The sequence below is a fragment of the Acinetobacter chinensis genome, assembly GCF_002165375.2.
Lineage (GTDB): Bacteria > Pseudomonadota > Gammaproteobacteria > Pseudomonadales > Moraxellaceae > Acinetobacter > Acinetobacter chinensis.
The window spans coordinates 3156796-3176007 of sequence record NZ_CP032134.1; the positions used below are offsets into that span (position 1 = coordinate 3156796).

The window sequence follows — 19212 nt, forward strand, 5'->3', positions numbered from 1 at the left end:
ATTCTCTTTAGTCACCATAATATGACCAATGGACTGTATGAACTGGAAATTCAAATCTATTTCTTATTTGACTGATCTCATCATTACGTTTATCTGCTGCTTCCTGATATGAAGCATATAGTATTGAACAATTTGGAGAATCACTTAAAGTCCCAAATTCAGCATTAACATAAGACCGAAAACTATTCTGAACACCAACATGGTAAATACCATTTTTAATACGAAATACAGAAGAAACCACATAGTGCGGATTAGTGGACTCACCGTAACTTGTGGAACAGTAGCCATAACGAACATCATCATTTGCCTGTACCACACCAGAACCCAACAACCCCATTAGTAACACTGTACCAGCAATCATTTTTGTCTTTTGCATCTTATGATCTCCTACATAAACTTTTAGTCTAAACAACTTTTAGAAAGGTACACTATCCTCAAATGAGGAGGTTAACCCGAAATAGGTAAAGTTTTGACAAAAATAAGGAAAGTCCCTCTACATAATCATTGAATTCACTCAAGATGTACATTTTATCCATAATTTTATCCATAATATTTTCACTAAATTTCAATAAAAAACCAGATCATAAGTATATTCCATAAAAAAATTATGGTTTTAATCTGAAAAGATATTTACAAGTGATCATATAAAATGTATTTTAAATATATCTTATATAGCCATGAGAGATCAAGCATGACTCCGCAGCAAATTAACCTTGTAAAAGCCACTGTACCTGTACTTCGTGAAAATGGCGTAGCATTAACTGGCTATTTTTATAACCGTATGCTGGGCAATAACCCCAGCTTAAAAGAAACTTTCAACATGGGGCATCAACGCAGTGGTGCGCAGGCACAGGCTTTGGCAGGGGCTGTACTGGCTTATGCAGAAAACATTGAAGATCCATCCGTACTGCTACCTGTTGTTGAGATGATTGCTCATAAACATGTCAGCCTGAATATTCAAGCACCAGATTACAATATTGTTGGAGAAAACCTGCTTCATTCCATCAGTGAAGTTCTGAGTATTTCAATGGAAGATCCTTTAATTGATGCCTGGGCTACGGCCTATAGTCAACTGGCTGATTTATTCATCAGTACTGAAAAATCCATTTATGAACAGCACCAGCAAACTAAAGGCAGCTGGTTAGGCTGGCGCAATTTCAAAATTGCTAAAAAAGTGGTGGAAAGCGAAGAAATTACATCATTCTACCTTGCACCTGTAGATGGTGGCGACTTACCAAAATATGAAGCAGGTCAATATATTTCGGTACGCGTAATTGTTGAGGAGCTTGGTTTAAAACAACCGCGCCAATATACACTTTCCACCAGCCCACAAGCCGACTATTTACGTATTTCAGTGAAACGTGAGGATCAGAAAGGTGACCTGGTTGCAGGCTGGGTATCGAATACTCTGCATGGTATGGATGTCGGTTCAGAAATTGAAGTGTCTGCACCAACAGGGAACTTCTATCTCATTGATCCAAATAAACGCAATGTCTTCATCAGCGGTGGTGTCGGCTTAACTCCAATGATTGCGATGCTGAATCAACTGGTAACTTTGGATATGCCGCAGCCCGTTACCTTTATACATGCCTGTCGCAGCAAACATGTACATGCAATGAAACAGCATATTCATAATCTGAAAGCGAAATATCCACGCCTCAACACTGTGACTGCTTATGAGTTTCCACATGCCAGTGACAAACAGGGAGAGGACTTTGAAATCAGTGGTCGTTTGGATCTCAGTACCATTGATACGGCTTTATTGCCACAAAATGCAGACTATTATCTATGTGGTCCAATGCCATTTATGGCTGAACAACAGAAAGCTTTAATTGCCTGTGGTATCCCGGCTGCCAGTATTCACAGCGAAGCTTTCGGTACGGGTGGTGTAAAACACTAACTCTCCCGCCCACCTGAAATAAAATAGGGTTAGTTTAGTTATGCTAGACTAACCCTTATTGATTTCTCCAACACCCACAATATTATCATGCAGCTGAATAAATTTACTGACTACGCCTTACGTATTCTGATGTATGTTTCACGCCCTAGAGAAACACCTTATACCATTGCCGAAATTGCCACTGATCTTCGTGTTTCACAGAATCACCTGGTAAAAATAGTGCATTTTATGGGTAAACACGAGTGGCTGATTACGACCCGAGGAAAAGGTGGTGGAATCCGTCTGAATGAAAAAGCACTGCAACTAAAGCTGGGCACTATGGTCCGTATTCTTCAGGGTGAAAATCAGATTGTGGAATGCAACACCCCGCCCTGCGTACTTCGTTCCAACTGCGGGCTGAAAGGCATACTGGATCAGGCACTTGAGCAGTTTTATTCAAGCCTGGATCAGTACACGCTGGGCACAGTACTGAATGCCCCACCGAAAAACTCCCCAATTGCATTACTGAACCTTTAATCACTCACTGTGAACGCTAAAATTCGCCTGGTGAAGCGTCTTCCTTTATAATGCAGAATTACAGGTAATAAATTGAAGTTGAGTCATGCACCACAGCAGAGGAAAATCCAGAAACAGTAAAGTTGCGAATGCGCCAAAGCAGGTATTCAATTATTCAAAAAAGACTGATTCCGTCATTGATGAATATGCTGGACGGGCACTGACCTGGTTGCGTAAAGCTGAGTTTCTGATGAGTGCTCCAAAACTGAATCTGTGTGTGGATGATACAGGTTATGAAGTCGCATTTGCCGGTCGCTCCAATGCCGGTAAATCAAGCGCCATCAATGCCCTGACCAACCAGAAACAGCTTGCCCGTGCATCAAAGCGTCCCGGACGCACCCAGATGATCAACTTTTTCAGCCTGGGCAATCCTGACCAGCGACTGGTCGATTTACCTGGTTATGGCTATGCAGCCGTTCCTGAAGCCATGAAGATTGTATGGCAGAAAGAACTTGAAAATTATCTGATTCACCGTGAAAGCCTGCAGGGACTGGTACTCCTGATGGATATCCGTCATCCACTTCAGCACTTCGATGTCATGATGCTTGAGTGGGCGTATTCACGTCATTTATTTGTTCATGTACTTTTAACCAAATCTGACAAACTCAATCGTGGTCCTGCCAGCAAAGTCCTGCTGGATGTACAGCAACAACTGAAAAAGATGAAACTTGAATTCTCCATTCAGCTGTTCTCATCCCTGAACAAACAGGGACTGGAAGAACTGGCGAGTGTGATGGCAGGTCGTCTGAACTTCACACTTGAACAATCACAGGATTTTGATATCAATTCGATTGCTGACGTTTCAGAAGATGACCTGGATGAAGATCCAGATGATTTTTCTGAGACTGAGACTGAAAACACTCCTTCAGATGACAGAAATGATACGCCCTGATTTCGCTGTAATTTAAAGATTGTCCGACCAGATTCATCTTTAATTGACAATCAATTGTCCCGAATTGCTAATAACAATTCGGGACAATTTTTTTATGCTGACTGGTATGTCTTATGGTTATGCTTAGTGAAGCAAGAAAAATTAAAAGGATGATAAGCATGAAAATTTTTGATCGTTTCCGTAACTCCCGAATTGGATCTTCCATTTCCTACTCCATCAAACCGCGTAAGGTTAAATTTGAATGGCAAGAAACGCCTGTGGACTGGATTCCAGACCATCCGTTCACCAGTTATTTTATTAATGAAATTAACAATATTCTTCCTGCGGGCGAGTTCTGGTTCTGCCGTCTGTACAACCGTGTTTTACCTAAAGTCACTGATGAAAAACTGGCTGAAGATGTCCGCGCATTTATCCGCCAGGAAGCAATGCATGCACAGGCACATGTATCAGCAAATAAAGAATATCTGACCGTTCGTAACATCGACATTCAGCGCAACCTGGATCTTATGGATTTTCTGTTTGGAAAATTACTGGCAGATCAGCCACTCGGGATCACAGTTCCCAAAGCACTTGACCATCAATGGGATCTGTTCCGTGTCGGTATTGTTGCGACAGTTGAGCACATGACCTGTGTATTAGGTAAATATGCGCTTTATAATACCCAATGGGAAAAATTAGGCGCAGATCCAAACATGCTTGATCTGATCAAATGGCACGGCGCGGAAGAAATTGAACATCGTACTGTTGCTTTTGATTTATATCGTCACCTGGGCGGTGGTTATATTTCCCGCTATTATCAAAGTGTGATTGCCATTGTGGCTATTCTGGCGCTATGGGTCGATGGTGCGGCACACATCATGGGACAGGATCCACGTTTTGCAGACAAAAAACCTGCATTCTATAAACCGTGGATCTGGCGTGAATGGGCGAGTATCGCTCAAAAAGATAACCGTATCATGCCTCACCCGCTGTGGCTGGTTTCACAACAGCTCGGTTACTTAATGCCGTGGTACGATCCAGTACATGAAGCAAAAACTGAAGATGCCATTGCATACCTGGATCAGTCCCCTGCTGCAAAACGCGCTTTACCAAAGGTTGCCGCCTAAACTGATATTAAATATTCAGCTCAATAAAAAGCAGGATTTCAATCCTGCTTTTTTAATGTCTGTTGAAAGCATACTGTTCAGCAGAACCGTCAGGTCTGCTGTTCCATTTCACGGGTATGCCGATCCACCACCACAGAAATCATCATATCGCCCTGAACATTGACCACGGTACGCACCGTGTCCAGCAGACGGTCTATCGGCAATAAAATCGCAATCGCTTCCGCAGGCAATCCCACAGACTGCAGCACCATAATCATGGTCACCATGCCTGCACTTGGGATACCCGGTGCGCCCAGAGATGCAATCATAGCCGTCAGACAGACAATCACCTGCTGCCCCAGACTCAGATCCAGCCCCATCAGATTGGCAATAAACAAGGCTGCGGCTGCTTCATACAGTGCCGTACCATCCATGTTCAGCTGCGTCCCCAGTGGAATAACAAAACCTGCAGTCTGTGGTCTGACCCCCAGATTTTCCTGGGCACATTTCAGTGATAAAGGCATGGTTGCTGAACTTGAACTGGTGGCGAATGCCGTAATCAATGCTGCCCGTGTACCCTTAAAAAAGGTCAGCGGATCCATCTTTCCAAAAATCCATAACAGTAAAGGCAGAACAACAGCACCGTGAAAAATGGTGGTTCCTGTCACCACCACAGCAAATTCAGCCAGACGGCTCAGTACTGAAATATCTTCAGTCGCAAGCAGTTTCGCAAGCAGTGCAAATATACCCAGTGGCGCCAGTTTCATCACCCAGCCGATCATCAGCATCATAATGTCAAAAAACTGCGCACTCAGATTACGTACCGTTCTGAAGCGGTCTCCGCCATGAACCAGTGCAACCCCGATAAACAGAGCGAATACCACCACTGCCAGCACATTCCCTTCAGCAAATGCCTTGAAAGGATTGATCAGTGTGTTCTGAATAAAATTCGTCAAAAATGAGGTCGGTGTCAGTGTATCCGGTGTCTGGTGCTCGCTCATTGCCTGCTGAAACATGGCAATATCCACACCCTTGCCAACATCAAACAGATGCGCACTGCCAATTCCCAGAATCAGTGCCAGGGTCGTGGTCGTCACACAGCAAGCTACCGTAATTTTCCATACCCGCCCCAGCTGACCGCCTGCCTGTAAGTTGGATACACCAACGACAATGGAACTGAAAATCAAAGGAATCAACAGCATCTTCAGCAGACCGATAAAAATACTGCTGATAATGCTTAATCCATAGATACCTGCATGAAAAAATTGACTTCCTGGAAACAGAGTCAGTACGTATCCCGCAATCAATCCCAGAATCGCAGCAATTAATATTTGTGTATTCAAGCTCATGGCATCTGCTTTTATCATTCAATCCTGAGGGCAATATGCCATGTGATTTTTTCAGAATCGAGCATTATTTTGTCATCGTTCTGCTGTTTTTTAACTTTGCATGTCTCTTTAAATAAAAAGCAGACACCACCTGATCCTCTGACCTTATATACACCTGTAAACCTGACTCCATTGAGCCACTCGCTGATTTCAATAAAAAAAGCCGCAATATTGCGGCTTCAGGGACACATAAAATGACTTACTGAGTTTCAATTTCACGCAGACGGATTAAACCTTCCTGCGTTGTGCTGCAGACCAGTTCACCGTTCTGCCACATGCGCCCGAAATTCAGACCGCGTGAATTTGCACTGACGGTTGCATCCATGTCATACAGCATCCAGTCATCCACTCTGAACGGTTTATGAAAATACATGGCATGATCAATACTGGCACACTGCAGACTTGGAGACAGATAACTCAACCCATGCGGACGCAATGCCGTGGTCATCAGGGTGAAATCCGAATAAAACGCTGCAATCGCCTGATGCAGTGAAATATCATCCACCTCTGCTGCAATCTGGTCATGCGTGCGGATGTAGTGCGCATAGGATGGCGCTTCAGGCTGTGGCTGATATGGATTACTTGGATTGACCGGACGGATTTCCACATGGCGGTCACGCATAAAACTGGCACGGACATTTTCAGGCACAAATTCAACCATCATTTTTTTCAGTTCAGCTTCTGCTTTCAACTGATCCACAGTGGGATAATCCGGCTCATTGATCTGATAGTTCAGACCTTCTTCGTGCGCAGCAAAAGAAATCATGGCTGTAAAAATGGTACGCCCATGCTGAATCGCTTTGACCTGACGACTGACAAAACTTTTGCCATCACGCAGACGCTCAACTTCATAAATAATAGGTGCATTGATATCCCCCCCGTAAAGGAAATAAGCATGCAGGGAATGCGCAGGACGGTCAGTGGTATAGGAAGCTGCCCTTAAAGCCTGCCCCAGTACCTGTCCACCAAAAACACGTTTACCGACCAGGTTACGGCTGATTCCGCGATAAATATTTTCTTCCAGTTTTTCAAGGCTGAGTAATTCAACCAGTTCCTGAGTCAATGCATTCATTGGATAACCTTTTCAGTAAAGCTGACCATGTGGCAGACGTATTATAATTTCAACATGTTCTGTATGGATATTCTGCCATAAATCCTGAGTAAAACCCTATAGAATGACTGACTGCCGTGTCATGATTATTTTTGAAAAAATCCTGCAAATTTGCGGTTATTAACGATAAAATCCCACCATAACGCTGCATTTTGTCAGAAAATGACATACTGTTTCTGCGTAGAATTACGCAAAATATTATCCCCCTGAAATATCTGCCGTTCTCAGTCCTTTGGAGTAGGAGTATTTATGTCCCAAAGAGGTTTTGGTCAAATGTATCGCCAGCTTTCCAGCAAGCTGCTTGACCTGGTGGTAACCCCACACGTACTTGGTGAGGTTCCAGCTGAACTGACTACCACTGCAGATTCAGAACAGACACCGCAGAAGGTGGTCTGTTATGTCCTACAGAATTATTCACGCAGTAATGCGCTGGTGGTGGATGGTGAAACACGCCGTCTGAAACTTCCGCCTGCACTCGACTCACTGAACATTGCGGCACATAAAGAAAAAGCATCCATTCTGTTTTTACAGCACCATAATGAAAACAATCTGCTGAATCCTCCGCTTCATGCATTTCCACCCCGTCTGCTCCGACTGATTGAAGTACTGGAAAAACATCCTGAAACTGATATTGAACTGATTCCGGTGACAGTCCTGTGGGGACGTTCTCCTGACAAAGAAGACTCGCTGCTGAAACTGCTGTTTACAGATACATGGGCAACACCTGGTACGGTAAAACAGCTGGTAAATATTGGTCTGCATGGTCGCCAGTCGTACCTTGAATTTCATCAGGGACAGTCTTTACGTCAACTGGTGGATTATGCGAAAACCACGCATCCGAACCTATCCCCTGCAACGTACATTGCAAACACCTTAAATGATTTCCTGGACAATGAACGTGAAGTTGTACTCGGTCCTGACCTGTCAGACCGTCGCAATGTCATGCATTCCCTGATCAAATCACATGATGTACAGGATGCCATCCGCCGTGAAAGTATCCGCAGCAAAATCAGCATGATTGAATCAGAACGCCGTGCCATTGGATATCTGAATGAGATTGTATCGGACTACTCCCATTCAGCAGTCCGCTTTGCAGATATGGCGCTGACCCGTTTATGGACACAGCTTTATGATGGTGTGGAAGTCCACAACTTCAGTACCGTCCGTGAACTTGCCAAAGACTACGAAATTATTTACACCCCATGTCACCGCAGTCACATTGACTACCTGTTACTGTCTTATGTGATTTATAAACGTGGCATGATGGTGCCGTACATTGCTGCAGGTGATAACCTGAACATGCCCTTTGTCGGTCAGTTACTGCGCGGTGGCGGTGCATTCTTTATCCGTCGTACCTTCCGTGGCAATGGGCTGTATACCACGGTATTTAAAGAATACCTGTACAGCATTCTGTCACGTAACACACCACTGGAATACTTTATTGAAGGTGGCCGTTCACGTACTGGACGTCTGTTACCACCCAAAACAGGCATGCTTGCCATGACTGTTCATGGACACTTGCGTGGTCGTGCTAAACCGATTGTATTTGTTCCGACTTATGTCGGTTATGAACGCTTAATGGAAGGTTCGACCTATGTCGGCGAAATGAATGGTAAGCCGAAAGAATCTGAATCCATTATCGGCATTTTAAAAACATTACGTAAAATTGAACGTATTTTTGGCAAAGTGCATGTGAACTTTGGTGAACCTGTTTTCCTGGATGACATGCTGAAACAGCACAATGCTGAACAGATCAAAATTGAAAGCAATGATGCACCTGTTCCCGAAGCGGTTTCTGCTGCGGTCAACAGCTCTGCCAATGCGATCCTGGAAAATATTAACCGTGCTGTAGTGATCAATCCTGTTTCATTGCTGTCCTTAATTTTACTGGCAACACCGAAACATACCCTGGATGAAGAAATCTGCATTAAACAGCTGGATACTTACCGTAATCTGCTGACAGCACTGCCTTATGATGAACGCACTCAGGTTACTCCGCTGTTAGGCAAAGAAATTATTGCTTATGGTCTAAAACTGAAACTGATCAAACGGGTTCAGCACGTACTGGGCGATATTATTGCGATTGAGGACAATCAGGCGATTCTGCTGACTTATTTCCGTAATAACATTCTGCATGCCTTTGTTTTACCTTCACTGGTCGCAGCACTGGTTGAACATAACGGTAAAATCAGTAAGGCAGATCTGATCAATGTGATCCGTACGCTTTATCCATTCTTAAAAGCTGAACTGTTCTTAAAATGGAAAGACGGTGAAATCAAAGCCCAGGTTGAAGAGTATGTAAATGCTTTGGCTCAGGCAAATCTGATTTTTGTCGATGATGCAGATCTTATTTACAGCCCGACACCGAACTCTGAAGATCATAATCAGCTGAAAGTACTGGCAGTACCTGTACGTCAAAGTCTTGAGCGTTATTACATGACTCTGGCACTGATTACTCAGCGTGGTTCAGGTAATATTTCGATTCGTCAGGTTGAGGAACTGAGTCACCTGGTTGGTCAGCGTCTGTCTGTGCTATATGAGTTCAATTCACCTGAATTCTTTGATAAAGCCTTGTTCCAGAGCTTTGTAAAAGTGTTGACTGAGCAGGGTTATATCAAGACCAATGAAGACAATGCGATTGTGTTTGATGCTCAGTTCCGCAATGTAGCGCAATACGCCAACCTGGTACTAGATGATGTGACTTTACAGATGCTTCAGCACATTACTTCATTTACCGATGATGAGTTAAAAGAAGCACTGGATGCTTTGGCTGCTCAGCAAGCGAAGAAACGTTTGAAGCGGAAGAAGAAGTAAGTTTCCTATACTTTCCCTCCCATTGGGAGGGAAAGTAAAAATTCTTATTATGCTTATAATAACAGCTATTTAATTGACTTAAGGGTGAAAATAAAATATAAACAAACCCTTAGTAACTCTTCTATTCAAATATATTCAATGAATCTCTATTATCAATAATCTAATTTATCTATAACTATTTTATAGACCACTTACTTAAAAACATTGAATGAAAGGTATAATCATATGTCATCACAACCTTACGTTAATCCTGGCTTTCATCCAAAATTTGCATTAAAACGCTTCGATTTAATAGAACAAGATATTTTAAAGAATTTAAGTAAACTTTGGTACGTTACACATAGTGGTGATAGTCTTAGAATTAAAAATTCTACATACAATTATTTTTTAATCAAACCAACTACACAATTTACAGAAAAATTTAATTTAGATAGAGAAATTGTTTGCTTATTTAGTCCATATGAAAATTTTGAACCTCGGACTTTAGATGTATTTGAAACCATTTTTGAAAAACTACCCAAATCGCGTGTAGAAAACTTATGTGCGATTTTAATAAGTAAAAATAAGAAAGTTGAAGAACTAGTCATAAAAATATCCAACACTGATCCTGAGCAAAAAATTATCATTCCTTTCACTTATGATGAAATTTTAAATAATTCAAAAAATGAGTTGTATGACGGTAGATTTAGAAAAATTTTCTATTCAAGAGATTTATTTGCATTTAAATCTCCACTAAAAAAGGATAGTTATTTCTTTGGCAGGAACCACTTAGTAAATGAACTCGTCAGCAAACATAATTCTAGTGAACATGCTGGAGTATTTGGGCTACGAAAAAGTGGTAAAACATCAATTATTTACGCTATTCAGAGAAAACTTAATATAGAAAACAAAGCATGTATTATGCTTGATTGTGAAAGTCCTGCTATACATCAAAAAAGATGGTATGAACTATTAGCATTAGTTGTACAAGAATATAAAAATCTTAAATCTTCAACTGCACGTATTGAGCTAGGTAACAGATATGATGAGAAAAATGCAGCAAGCAGTTTTGAAGAAGATATTCTAAAAATATATAATTCTAAGAAAAAGGAAACTGCTTTATTAATTTTTGATGAAATTGAAAGAATTAGCCCATATACAGCATCATCTACCAATTGGTCTCAAAATTATGATTTTATTTACTTTTGGCAAACTCTGAGATCATTTTATCAAAAATATCCCTTTATTTATACCTATATTCTTGTAGGGACAAACCCTAAATGTATTGAGGAGTCTCAATTTTTTAATCAAGATAATCCAATTTATCTGTCTTGTTCTATTCATTATTTACCAAATTTTTCAGCTGATCAAGTTATAGAAATGGTTGATACACTAGGAAGACTAATGGGATTGAACTTTGGTACGGATATTTGCGCGATGCTACATAGTGATTGTGGAGGTCATCCTTTTCTAATCAGACAAATGTGCAGTTTCATTCATAACAGTTATAAAAATGAACGACCTTTTACAATTGATAAAGCTACATATCGAACAGCCCTAACAACTTATAAATCAAATCTTCAACAATATTTTGATATGATGCTTAATGTTTTAAACTCTTGGTATCCTGATGAATATGAAATGTTGATTATGCTCGCTTTGGAAGACATAGAAACTTTCGAAAATTTTGCAAAAGATAATCCTAGCATGGTCTATCATTTACTTTCATTTGGTCTTATTGAAAAAAATTACAATCACAAATATGTCTTGAGCCTAGATTCCCTTGAGCTTTATTTACGAGAAAAAAATAAATTTAAAAAAATTATACTTTCTGATGAAGAAAAATTAGAAGAAATCTCATTAAGACGAAATAGATTAGAAAAAGAATTTCGAAATTTACTATTAAATGGTTTAAAATTTGCTTATGGTAAAAAAGCACAGGAAGAATTATTAAAAGCAATCCCTACAGATAGAAGAGAAAAACTACAATCCTTTTCTATCAACGAACTACTCAGCAATAGCACATCTTTATTTTTTATTGACTTAATTAATATTTTTAATAAAAATTGGGACAAATTTTCCAATATTTTAATTGACTTTGAAAAACAAAATTTTTTAATGATTTTAAATAATGTTAATAAATATCGAGTTGATGCTCACGCTAAAGATATCAGTGAAACTGACTTTAAACAAATTAGACTACATTTTGAAAAGCTTGAACAATTATTTTAATACATCCATAAACACCCAAAACTACTCCAACATAAATGAAAATGAATTTCCTAACTGAAAATTTATATAAAAGATTAAAGCTCGGACTAATTCAGCTGAGCTTTAATCTTATCTTTGAATACTTGATAAAAAATGTCTAACCTATTTTCATCTAAAAATCTATTTGCATGATTCTTCTTATAAACTCAATAGAAAAATTATGCTCCTCCCACAAAGATCCTCTTCCCTGTCTCCCTTTCACTCTCCAAAACTAGTTCAGCCAAACCCAACTCACGTTGAACCTTTAAAATCATTTCATGCAAAGGCTGTGGCTTGTTATTGGTACAAATATAAGATTTTCCAGGACGTTCCACGTGAAGTAAATGCGCTAAGAAACTCGCCAGATCATCTATGTGAATCCGATTCGACCAATGAATATTTGGATAAGTTTTTGTAGTTTCCGCGAGCTGCACCATTCTCGCTGTGGACGTACCATAAATCCCTGTCGGACGTACAATCACACACTGCTCAGGATAAGCCTGTTGCCACAATTGCTCCATTTTCAAAAGCAATGTTCCCTGCTCATCACCTGGAATCGCTGGCGAATCATCATTGATGATTTCACCATGATTTTCACCATAAACACGTGTAGATGACACCACAATGATTCGTTTTACAAGATGATCTTTTAAAGCACATACAATTGGTTGAACAGAATCCACATAAGTCTGCCGATACGCTTCAACTGAACTTAAAGTTGTATTTCGAGATGGTGCAAGGAGTACATAAACAGCATCAACAGGACTGATCTTGGATAAATCCAGTTGCTGAATATCCTGAATCAAATGCTCAGCAAAATCATCCTCTTTCGGACTACGGCTCACTGTGGTAATTTGGTGATCTTGTTGAAATAATTGTTCAGCAACACGCTGCGATGTTTTACCATAACCGATAAATAGAATATGCATCAAATGACCTATTCTGAACACTGATCCATCAGGATCAAATAAACCTAAGTTGAGGGGACATGGCTGCCGTCCATCAATTGCAAGGGGTTGGCAATGCCGCCGCTGCTTTACTTGAAAAACTGAATATATTCACCACAGACGACCTGTTGTTTCATCTGCCCCGTGACTATGAAGATCGTAGCACGATCATTGCCATGAACCAATTACAGGTTGGGCGAAGCTACCTCATGGAAGGCGTGGTCAAATCTATCGACATGCCACCTGGAAAACGCAAGTCGATGGCGATTCTGTTGCAGGATGATTACGGCAAAGTCACCTTACGCTTTTATCATATTTATAAAGCATTGATGGATCGTGCCAAAGCAGGTAACCGTTTAAGAATCTTCGGTGAAGTCCGTGTCGGCTCCCGTGGTTTAGAGCTTTATCATCCTGAAATACAGCTCATTACCGAACATACGCCTTTGCCTCAAACTGAATTGACCGCCATTTATCCTGCAACCGACGGTTTAACTCAACCAAAACTGCGTGAATATGTGAAGCAGGCACTGAATCATCATGCTGATGATTTGCCTGAATTATTACCTAAAAAATTCACCAATGGTTACGCACTCAATCAGGCACTTGAATATATCCACCACCCCCCTGTCGATGCCAATATGTTGCAATTGTCGCAAGGTTCGCACCCTGCACAGCAACGCTTAATTTTTGAAGAACTGGTGGCGCATCAAATCAGTTTACTGACACGTCGTGCTTATATTCAGCAGATTGCAGCACCGTCATTTTCCTACAGCAAAAGCTTTGCCAAACAGCTTCTGGCAAGTTTACCTTTTGAAATGACCAATGCACAAAAACGTGTTTCCAATGAAATTGCCAAAGACTTAAAACAGAACAAACCGATGTTACGCCTTGTACAGGGCGATGTTGGCGCAGGAAAAACTTTGGTTGCAGGTGTTGCCGCCTGTCATGCTTTGGAAGAAGGTTGGCAAGTCGCACTGATGGCACCAACTGAGATTCTGGCGGAACAGCATTATCTGAACTTTAAAAAATGGTTTGAACCTTTGGGTTTAAATGTTTCCTGGCTTTCGGGTAAACAAAAAGGCAAGGCACGTACCGCAGCAGAACAAACCATCAAAGATGGTACAGCGAATGTCATCGTGGGAACACATGCACTTTTTCAGGACAATGTCGAATTTGCCAAACTCGGTTTAGTGATCATTGATGAACAACATCGATTTGGGGTCGATCAGCGTTTAGCATTGCGCAATAAAGGCGTAGACAATACCACGCCACATCAACTGGTCATGACAGCAACACCCATTCCACGTACTTTAGCCATGTCTGCTTATGGTGACTTGGATACTTCGGTGATTGATGAATTACCGCCTGGACGCACCCCGATTCAAACCGTGACCATTCCACTGGATCGTCGTGAAGAAGTTTTACAGCGCATTGCCAAGAACTGCGCTGAGGGTAAACAGGCATATTGGGTCTGTACCCTTGTCGAGCAATCTGAAACGCTGGATGCTCAAGCTGCTGAAGCGACTTATGCAGAAATTAAAGATCGCTTTCCTGAACTGAATATTGGATTGGTGCATGGCAAAATGAAAGCCGATGAAAAACAGTCGGTCATGCAGCAGTTTAAAGATAATGAATTACAGCTGTTGATTGCAACCACCGTGATTGAAGTCGGTGTCGATGTACCCAATGCCTCCATCATGGTGATTGAAAATGCTGAGCGTCTAGGGCTTTCACAACTGCACCAGTTACGTGGACGTGTTGGACGTGGTGCAACAGCGAGCTTCTGTGCCCTGCTCTATAAAAGCCCGCTGTCGCAAAATGGGCAGGAGCGTCTACGTATCATGCGTGAAACCAATGATGGTTTTATCATTGCAGAAAAAGATCTGGAAATACGTGGACCTGGTGAATTACTCGGAACGAAGCAAACTGGGGATATGGGTTTCCGTGTGGCAAAATTGGAACGGGACGATCACCTGCTCAATCAAGCCCACCATGTCGCTGGGCAAGTTTTAAAAGACTACCCTGAAAATGCCGAAGCCTTACTCAAACGGTGGTTACCGGAAGCACCAAGATATGCGTATGTGTGATCAATCGAAATATTCAGGTTTTTGATTGTTTAACCTCAGATATTTAAACAAAGCAGATACACCCAGCACACTCCAGAAGAAACAAGGTATGGCAACAACCAGAACAGTCACCAATGACTGGGCTGAGAATGAGTTAAACTGCATTTTCCAGCTGAATAAAGAAATAAAGCACAACAAAATCATGCTCCAGTAAATAAACATTTTCTGGGTGTGATTCTGGTTTTCAGGTAACTGAGATACAGGCATTTTATAAATAAACATCATCACAACCCATAATCCCAATACGCCACTTAAATATTGCAGAAACTTAAACACAGGAATGCTGATATTCCCCAGATATAACATTTGTTGTAAAAAAGACATCTGTTGAACAAAAAAACCTGTTTTATGGGTAAAGGCATCCCAGGCAATATGAGTCAAAATACCTAAAAAAATTGATATCACAATAATCCAAATATTTTTCATGCAGTATGAAAGCCAGTCATGATGCTGAAAAACAATAAAACGCTGTCGTAAAAAATAAGGAAGATGCTCTATGAACTGATCACGGATCACGATGTGGATGAACAATGCCAGAATGATGCTGACAGGAATATCTACAAGGAATATCCCCGCAAAATGGTGTCCAAAATCCCCCTGCATTTTCATTCTTAAAAAATATTCAAAATCAGGAGCCATACAACCAAGAATCAGTCCTGTAGCAGACAGTTGTTGTTTTTGTAACCATGGCCTGAACAGTAAAGTTGCCACAGTATGAGAAAAAGTAAATGGCATGGAATTTTTACACTGTAGAGTAATTCAATTTTTTAATTTTCATAGTGAATAAGCTTTATTCTAAATTATACTGTACAAAATTTATTTAAAATAAAAAATCAGAATAAAAATGCTCTCATTCATCAACCAACTGCTTAATAAAGGTGTACAAAGCATCTCCCCTTGCCTGCTCTGTGGCATAGACCATCAGCAGCAGCATTCTCTTTGCAACGATTGCTGGGAACAACTGCCGTGGTACAAGCAACACATCCAGCGTCATGAACACAGCATCCTTTGCGCACACCATTATGACTTTCCCATGAACCGGATTATTCAGACTTATAAATATGAACAGCAGCTCCAGTATCAGAATCTTCTCGCACGCAGCTTACTGAATTTAAGAACTCCCAAAGTTCACGCCATTGTCCCCATGCCCATTTCCACAGAACGACTCAAAGAACGTGGCTATAACCAGATGTTGATCATTGCAAAAATTATGGCGAGAGAACTGAAAATCCCTGTATGGCAACCTGTGATCCGTGCAGCGCAATATTCACAAAAAGGCTTAAGTCGCATCGAACGACTGGAAAATATCGAAGAACAGTTTCAGATCATTCCAGCAGAAAAACGGAAATATAAAAAAGTACTGATCATTGATGATGTCGTAACAACAGGAAGTTCAATTCATGCACTCAGCCAAGCCTTAGAAAAACTTGGCTGTCAGCAAATTTATACCGCATGTATTGCAGCAGGAGGAATTAAAAGACAATCTCAGCCTGGAGAAGTAGAGATCAATTTCAAAGAAAATGATTAATCGATGTTATGTAGTAACATCAAAATATTTTTGTTTCTCAATAAAACTGGATACGAGATAACGTCATCCGCAACGTATTTGAGGCATGAGCCAGTCATGGCGCAAGATCTTTAAGTTAATGTTTCTGCAATATATCAATCAAAAGATGGTGGTTGGCGAGTTTTTCGGTGAGGAGCAACGCTCCGCAAGGTGGTTTTCTTGCGAAGCTTCGCTTCTCATTTTGCCTAAACAAAAGTGTGGTCGAGCCTGAGCCAGTTAAAGCACTGCTTTAACGAAGCGCAAGACGTAGTGGCTAATCCCTAAATCAAAACTTTTGATGTAAGACTCCGTCAAACAAGTTTAAAACTGTCTTAAAAGATGTATTTCTTTTAAAGTGTTTAATATCAATGATTAACAAGATTTTCCTTACACCACGGAATCACCACTTCATTCGTCAAAGGTGCAAGCCAGGTTGGATCTTCATCCAGATCAATCCATTTCATCTCAGCAATTTCAGCATCAATCTGCGGTACCTGATCCAGACTGACCTGATAGACATAGCTGACCAGTTGATGCCCTGCTTCATTGGCAGCCTGCGTTTCAAAACGTCCAACAAACTGCTCAATTTCTGCATTCACACTGATTTCTTCAGCTATTTCACGAATCATGGTCTGTTCAGGAGCTTCATCTGGTTCCAGTTTTCCACCGACCTGCATAAAGAACTGCGTATTTTTCTTTCGGACCAGGAGCAGTTGATTCTGTTCATTTAAAATAATGGCAGCTGCAACAGTGATGATATTCATAAAATTAAAACAGAGGATAAAACACAATATATTGTGACATTTCTAAAAATAAAAACAATATATTGTGCCAAAACTTATTTACGCCAGTTTATCCAAAGCCTGCCGTTCCTGCGCACCCCATTTCGGTTCAGGTGCAATATAACGCTCAAACTGCTCCAGTATAACCTCGACCGAATCGGATTGAATCAACGCCTCAGTAAAGCGACTTTTCGTAAAACCTTTATCGGTACTCAACTGGATAAACTTCAGTAAATCATCATAAAAACCATTCACATTTAAAAATGCACAAGGCTTTAAGTGGATACCCAACTGCGCCCAGGTCCACTGTTCAAAAATCTCTTCCCAGGTTCCAGGACCACCTGGCAACGCAATAAAGGCATCAGACAGTTCTGACATTTTAGTTTTACGTTCATGCATATCTTTAACCACATGCAGCTCAGTCAGATGTGGATGTGCAAGCTCTGCATCCACAAGATTCTGCGGGATAACACCAATCACTCGACCACCGGCTTCCAGAGCACTGTCCGCAACTACGCCCATCAAACCTGAACGACCACCACCATATACCAGGGTTTTTCCTGCCTGAGCAATTTTACGACCGGTATTCTGCGCATTTTCAAGGAAGATTGAATCGGTTCCCATTGAGGAACCACAGAAAACTGCTATCGAATTCATCATTTTTTCACCATGTTATACATCTGTCATGCCACTGCATTAAACTTCAGGCAGATTTTTTAATAAAATAACGTTTCGATCAGTGTTTTTATTTAAATCCTTGTCTAAAATACATGCATCAACATCAACCATACTGCGCAAAGGAGAAAAGACGGCATGCTTGAAGCCTTTTACGCCACAGAGCGCGGTAGCCTGGAAGATGCCACTATTAACGGTGGCTTCGACCTGCATCAGGATCTTGTCTGGCTGGATCTGATTGCACCTTCGCAGGAAGAACAGCAATGGATTATGGACGCATATGATCAGAATTTACCTACACTGAAATCACTTGAAGATATTTCATCCTCTGCCCGATTCTATCGCGATGATGACGGTATTTTACATATCAGCACCTATTTTTTAACGAAAAATAAAAACTTCCTGCTTGATGGCGAAACTGATGACAATTCCAGTATTTTAGCCACAGTCCAGACAGTTGCTTTTATTCTGCACAAAGAACGCCTGTTTACCATGCGTGGTGAAAAACTGGTGGCGTTCCGGGCTTTTCGTGCCCGTGCCCGACGCAATGATTACGATATTGACTACAAAGATCCGACCTGGATTTTATTAGGTCTGCTTGAAGCCAAGCTGGATGAGCTTGCGGATATCCTGGAAGATATCCACAAGGATCTGGAAAAGTATTCCACAGAAGTACTGAATAACCGTCACAGGGAAATGATTCTGGACCTGGATGACATGATTACCCGACTGGCTCAACTCGAAGACATGCTCGGAAAAGCACAGCTATGTCTGATTGATCTACGCCGTGTTCTGACTTTCTTATCACGTCCACGTGCGCTGGGAAGTCACATCTATGATGCTGACATCCGAGAGCTCAGTGAAGATGTACGATCACTGGTGGAGCACGATGCGTTCCTGTTCCAGAAAGTCCGATTCCTGCTGGATACAACTTCCGGATTCATTAACACCGAACAGAACGATACGATCCGTCGATTCTCCATCTTACCGAGTATGCTTGCACCACCAATGCTGGTTGCCAGTATCTATGGCATGAATACAGATGTTCTGCCGTTTGCGCATGGCACAACCAGCTTTATTGTCGTCAGTCTTATTCTGGTCGCTTTCTTCATTGGTCCACTGATTTACTTCAGATGGAAAAAATGGATTTGAGCAAGCTTTG

General features: G+C 41.2%; 16 protein-coding genes. 9 read left to right on the forward strand and 7 right to left on the reverse strand.

Annotated features, from left to right (window positions below):
- Positions 1–7 precede the first annotated feature (7 nt).
- On the reverse strand, positions 8–376 hold the full coding sequence (locus tag CDG60_RS16035) for a hypothetical protein (protein ID WP_087512828.1): 369 nt from the start codon (positions 374–376) through the stop codon (positions 8–10).
- Positions 377–691: 315 nt separating this feature from the next.
- Here CDG60_RS16035 and hmpA point away from each other — a divergent pair, with 315 nt between their 5' ends.
- The 4 genes from hmpA (at position 692) to CDG60_RS16055 (ending at position 4453) form a co-directional block, all read left to right on the forward strand.
- Positions 692–1900: an NO-inducible flavohemoprotein gene (hmpA, locus tag CDG60_RS16040; RefSeq protein ID WP_087512829.1), complete on the forward strand. Its 1209-nt coding sequence runs from the start codon at positions 692–694 to the stop codon at positions 1898–1900.
- An 87-nt stretch (positions 1901–1987) separates the two neighbouring features.
- Positions 1988–2416: an RrF2 family transcriptional regulator gene (locus tag CDG60_RS16045; protein WP_087512830.1), complete on the forward strand. Its 429-nt coding sequence runs from the start codon at positions 1988–1990 to the stop codon at positions 2414–2416.
- Between the two features lie 85 nt (positions 2417–2501).
- Positions 2502–3347, forward strand: a complete 846-nt coding sequence (gene yihA / locus CDG60_RS16050; RefSeq protein WP_087512831.1) for a ribosome biogenesis GTP-binding protein YihA/YsxC — start codon at positions 2502–2504, stop codon at positions 3345–3347.
- Between the two features lie 158 nt (positions 3348–3505).
- Positions 3506–4453: a metal-dependent hydrolase gene (locus CDG60_RS16055; protein ID WP_087512832.1), complete on the forward strand. Its 948-nt coding sequence runs from the start codon at positions 3506–3508 to the stop codon at positions 4451–4453.
- An 89-nt stretch (positions 4454–4542) separates the two neighbouring features.
- On the opposite strand, the gene CDG60_RS16060 is transcribed toward CDG60_RS16055, so the two are convergent.
- Positions 4543–5781, reverse strand: a complete 1239-nt coding sequence (locus CDG60_RS16060) for a dicarboxylate/amino acid:cation symporter (RefSeq protein WP_087512891.1) — start codon at positions 5779–5781, stop codon at positions 4543–4545.
- Positions 5782–6019: 238 nt separating this feature from the next.
- Entirely contained in the window at positions 6020–6892 is an 873-nt protein-coding gene (locus tag CDG60_RS16065) for an acyl-CoA thioesterase (protein WP_087512833.1), read from the reverse strand.
- A 288-nt stretch (positions 6893–7180) separates the two neighbouring features.
- On the opposite strand from CDG60_RS16065, the gene plsB reads away from it, so the two are divergent.
- Positions 7181–9745, forward strand: coding sequence for a glycerol-3-phosphate 1-O-acyltransferase PlsB (gene plsB, locus CDG60_RS16070; protein ID WP_087512834.1), 2565 nt, complete (start codon positions 7181–7183; stop codon positions 9743–9745).
- Positions 9746–9970: 225 nt separating this feature from the next.
- On the forward strand, positions 9971–11956 hold the full coding sequence (locus CDG60_RS16075) for a P-loop NTPase family protein (protein WP_087512835.1): 1986 nt from the start codon (positions 9971–9973) through the stop codon (positions 11954–11956).
- Positions 11957–12153: 197 nt separating this feature from the next.
- On the opposite strand, the gene CDG60_RS16080 is transcribed toward CDG60_RS16075, so the two are convergent.
- Entirely contained in the window at positions 12154–12903 is a 750-nt protein-coding gene (locus tag CDG60_RS16080; protein ID WP_087512836.1) for an NAD(P)H-binding protein, read from the reverse strand.
- A gap of 59 nt (positions 12904–12962) precedes the next feature.
- Here CDG60_RS16080 and recG point away from each other — a divergent pair, with 59 nt between their 5' ends.
- Positions 12963–15008 (forward strand): ATP-dependent DNA helicase RecG, encoded by a 2046-nt coding sequence (gene recG, locus CDG60_RS16085; protein WP_087512837.1) that lies wholly within the window; start codon positions 12963–12965, stop codon positions 15006–15008.
- Here the strand turns inward: recG and CDG60_RS16090 are convergent, their stop codons facing one another.
- Positions 15009–15782 carry a DUF4184 family protein gene (locus tag CDG60_RS16090; protein ID WP_087512838.1) on the reverse strand — a complete coding sequence of 258 codons (774 nt, stop codon included), beginning with the start codon at positions 15780–15782 and terminating at the stop codon, positions 15009–15011.
- 109 nt (positions 15783–15891) lie between these two features.
- Here CDG60_RS16090 and CDG60_RS16095 point away from each other — a divergent pair, with 109 nt between their 5' ends.
- A complete protein-coding gene (locus CDG60_RS16095) occupies positions 15892–16575 on the forward strand; it encodes a ComF family protein (protein WP_087512839.1) in 684 nt (227 codons plus the stop codon).
- Positions 16576–16958: 383 nt separating this feature from the next.
- Here CDG60_RS16095 and CDG60_RS16100 read toward each other — a convergent pair whose 3' ends face one another.
- Both CDG60_RS16100 and CDG60_RS16105 read right to left on the reverse strand, forming a co-directional pair.
- Positions 16959–17357: an NUDIX hydrolase gene (locus CDG60_RS16100; protein WP_087512840.1), complete on the reverse strand. Its 399-nt coding sequence runs from the start codon at positions 17355–17357 to the stop codon at positions 16959–16961.
- 78 nt (positions 17358–17435) lie between these two features.
- Positions 17436–18032 carry an LOG family protein gene (locus CDG60_RS16105; protein ID WP_087512892.1) on the reverse strand — a complete coding sequence of 199 codons (597 nt, stop codon included), beginning with the start codon at positions 18030–18032 and terminating at the stop codon, positions 17436–17438.
- Between the two features lie 156 nt (positions 18033–18188).
- Between CDG60_RS16105 and CDG60_RS16110 the strand changes: the two genes are divergently transcribed.
- Entirely contained in the window at positions 18189–19202 is a 1014-nt protein-coding gene (locus CDG60_RS16110) for a CorA family divalent cation transporter (RefSeq protein ID WP_087512841.1), read from the forward strand.
- Positions 19203–19212: the final 10 nt, after the last annotated feature.

Coding starts and splice junctions, on each gene's coding strand:
- recG (WP_087512837.1), top strand. CDS start 12,963: ATGGCTGCCGTCCATCAATTGCAAGGGGTTGGCAATGCCGCCGCTGCT.
- CDG60_RS16105 (WP_087512892.1), bottom strand. CDS start 18,032: ATGAATTCGATAGCAGTTTTCTGTGGTTCCTCAATGGGAACCGATTCA.
- yihA (WP_087512831.1), top strand. CDS start 2,502: ATGCACCACAGCAGAGGAAAATCCAGAAACAGTAAAGTTGCGAATGCG.
- CDG60_RS16065 (WP_087512833.1), bottom strand. CDS start 6,892: ATGAATGCATTGACTCAGGAACTGGTTGAATTACTCAGCCTTGAAAAA.
- CDG60_RS16045 (WP_087512830.1), top strand. CDS start 1,988: ATGCAGCTGAATAAATTTACTGACTACGCCTTACGTATTCTGATGTAT.
- CDG60_RS16055 (WP_087512832.1), top strand. CDS start 3,506: ATGAAAATTTTTGATCGTTTCCGTAACTCCCGAATTGGATCTTCCATT.
- CDG60_RS16075 (WP_087512835.1), top strand. CDS start 9,971: ATGTCATCACAACCTTACGTTAATCCTGGCTTTCATCCAAAATTTGCA.
- hmpA (WP_087512829.1), top strand. CDS start 692: ATGACTCCGCAGCAAATTAACCTTGTAAAAGCCACTGTACCTGTACTT.
- CDG60_RS16080 (WP_087512836.1), bottom strand. CDS start 12,903: ATGCATATTCTATTTATCGGTTATGGTAAAACATCGCAGCGTGTTGCT.
- CDG60_RS16100 (WP_087512840.1), bottom strand. CDS start 17,357: ATGAATATCATCACTGTTGCAGCTGCCATTATTTTAAATGAACAGAAT.
- CDG60_RS16090 (WP_087512838.1), bottom strand. CDS start 15,782: ATGCCATTTACTTTTTCTCATACTGTGGCAACTTTACTGTTCAGGCCA.
- CDG60_RS16035 (WP_087512828.1), bottom strand. CDS start 376: ATGCAAAAGACAAAAATGATTGCTGGTACAGTGTTACTAATGGGGTTG.
- CDG60_RS16110 (WP_087512841.1), top strand. CDS start 18,189: ATGCTTGAAGCCTTTTACGCCACAGAGCGCGGTAGCCTGGAAGATGCC.
- plsB (WP_087512834.1), top strand. CDS start 7,181: ATGTCCCAAAGAGGTTTTGGTCAAATGTATCGCCAGCTTTCCAGCAAG.
- CDG60_RS16095 (WP_087512839.1), top strand. CDS start 15,892: ATGCTCTCATTCATCAACCAACTGCTTAATAAAGGTGTACAAAGCATC.
- CDG60_RS16060 (WP_087512891.1), bottom strand. CDS start 5,781: ATGAGCTTGAATACACAAATATTAATTGCTGCGATTCTGGGATTGATT.